Origin of the sequence: Pseudomonas sp. CM25 (assembly GCF_013179705.1) — a bacterium.
In the GTDB taxonomy this organism is placed as follows: domain Bacteria; phylum Pseudomonadota; class Gammaproteobacteria; order Pseudomonadales; family Pseudomonadaceae; genus Aquipseudomonas.
The window spans coordinates 1-1,878 of the sequence record NZ_JABMCW010000594.1 but is presented as its reverse complement, the minus strand read 5'-3'; the positions used below and the strand labels follow the sequence as shown (position 1 = coordinate 1,878).

Annotated in this window: 1 protein-coding gene; it reads right to left on the bottom strand. The window is 63.3% G+C overall.

The window, feature by feature from the left end:
• The coding region (locus HP546_RS29795) for an AsmA family protein (protein WP_172233330.1) at positions 1-1,494 on the bottom strand (1,494 nt) is incomplete at its 3' end.
• Positions 1,495-1,878: the final 384 nt, after the last annotated feature.

The window sequence follows — 1,878 nt, the reverse complement described above, 5'->3', positions numbered from 1 at the left end:
GTCGGCATCACCGTTGAGCTCGCCAAAGCTGGTTTGCATCGGCGCGAAGGTAGGGAACAGTTGCTTGAGCTTGAAGCCACGTGCCGTCAGCCGGGCGCGGCCTTGCAGCGGCACGTTGCGGCCATCCAGGCGCACCTTGGCCGCCAGATTGCCGCCAGCCACCCCGAAGCGCAGCGGCTCCAGGCGCAGCAGGCCGTCGTCCAGGATCACATGGGCCGACAGATCGGTGAACGGCAGTTGTGCGCTGTGTACGATGCGTTTACCAGCAAAAGTGACGTCGGCGTCCATGGCGCGCCAGCGCTCGGTGCGGAACTCTTCCACCGGCAGCACCTTGCCGCTCGGCTGCTTGCTGGCACCGCCGCGGGCCTTCTGCTCGGCGTTGGAGTCGGCGCCGATCAGCGGCGCCAGGTCCTTGAACAGCAACTGGTTGGACACCAGGTTGCCCGACAGCTTTGGCCGTGGCTGGCTGGCGACGAAGGCCAGATCACCGTGAATGTCGCTGTCGCCGATCTTGCCGTTGAAGCCCTGGTAATTGAACGTCGCCCCTTGCGGCGCATGCAGGTTGGCGTTCAGGTGGCCGTCGGTGGAATAAGCCGGGGTGTCGGGCAACGTCACCCCGGTCAACGGGTAGAGGTTGCCCAGGCTGGCACCGGACAGGCGCAGGCGCAGGTCGAGAGCCCCGAGGTTGCGTGGGTCGGTCAGGGTACCGGCGAGCACCACATGGGTGTCGGCAATGCGCACGTCGGCCTGCAGCGGGAACGGCTGGCTGGCGTCCTGCAGGGCCAGCAGGCCGCCGATCTTGCCGGTACCGGCAACCGGCTGGCCTTTGTAACGGCCCTGGGCCTTGAGGCCGAAGGCGTAATCCTGCGCACCGCCGGCTTTGTCGGCGCTGGCCTTGCCGACAATGTCGCTGAACGGGATCGGCTTGCCCAGCGGGTCGATCTGCACCTTCATGCTGGTTTTCAGGGTCTGGTCGTCGAAGCTGACATTGCCTTGGTCGAACCCGATGGCACCGATATCCAGCTGCCACTTGGAGGGTTCTGCGTTTTCATCCTTGGGGCCAAAGTCGAAGGTCCAGTTGGCCCGGCCATCGGCCAGGCGGGTAAGGCTGGCGGTGGGCCTGGTCAGGTCGATGCGCGGGATGCTGATCTGCTGGAACAGCAACGGCAACGGTGCCAGGCGGAACTCGACACGCTCCAGACCGACCATCTTCGGCTCCTTGAGCCATTCGGGGTTGCCCAGGGTCAGGTCTTCGGCAATGAAGTGCGGCCACGGCACCCAGGCCCGCCAACCACCTTCTTCAGGCTCGGTACGCCAATGCACGGCGAGGTTGCCATTGATGGCGAAGGGCCGGTGCAAGGCTTCGGAGACCTTCTCGTTCAGCAGCGGTTTGACGCGGTTCCAGTCAAAGGTGGCGATGACCACCACCAGGATCGCCAAGAGGGTCAGGAGGGTGGCGAGGGTCCAGACGAGGATTCTGGCGGGACGCGTCATTGCGTGATTCTCCTTGCGATATGACACAAAACAGGCGCTGCGATGGCATTCACTAGTTCGGACTGATGAAAACCCGTGGGGTTTTATCGGTGGCGCCATGATAGCGAAGTTTTTCCGGGCCTTTTGCTCGGCAATGGATCGCGCCAGGCCGCGCGTGTTACCCGAGTACCGCACAGCGGGCTGCCGCCCTTCAGCTGAAAAGCGCTACCTAGACACGTTGCGAACCTCTATCAATACGGTCGATTGTTACCATTACCCGTATGAACTTCTCTCTGGCGTTACCCGGCGTAGCATTGGCTTCGTACCCACTTTCCAGCCCCCGAGAGGAGCACCGAATCATGAAACGCCATCTTCTGAGCCTGACCCTGTCCCTTCTGGCTGCCA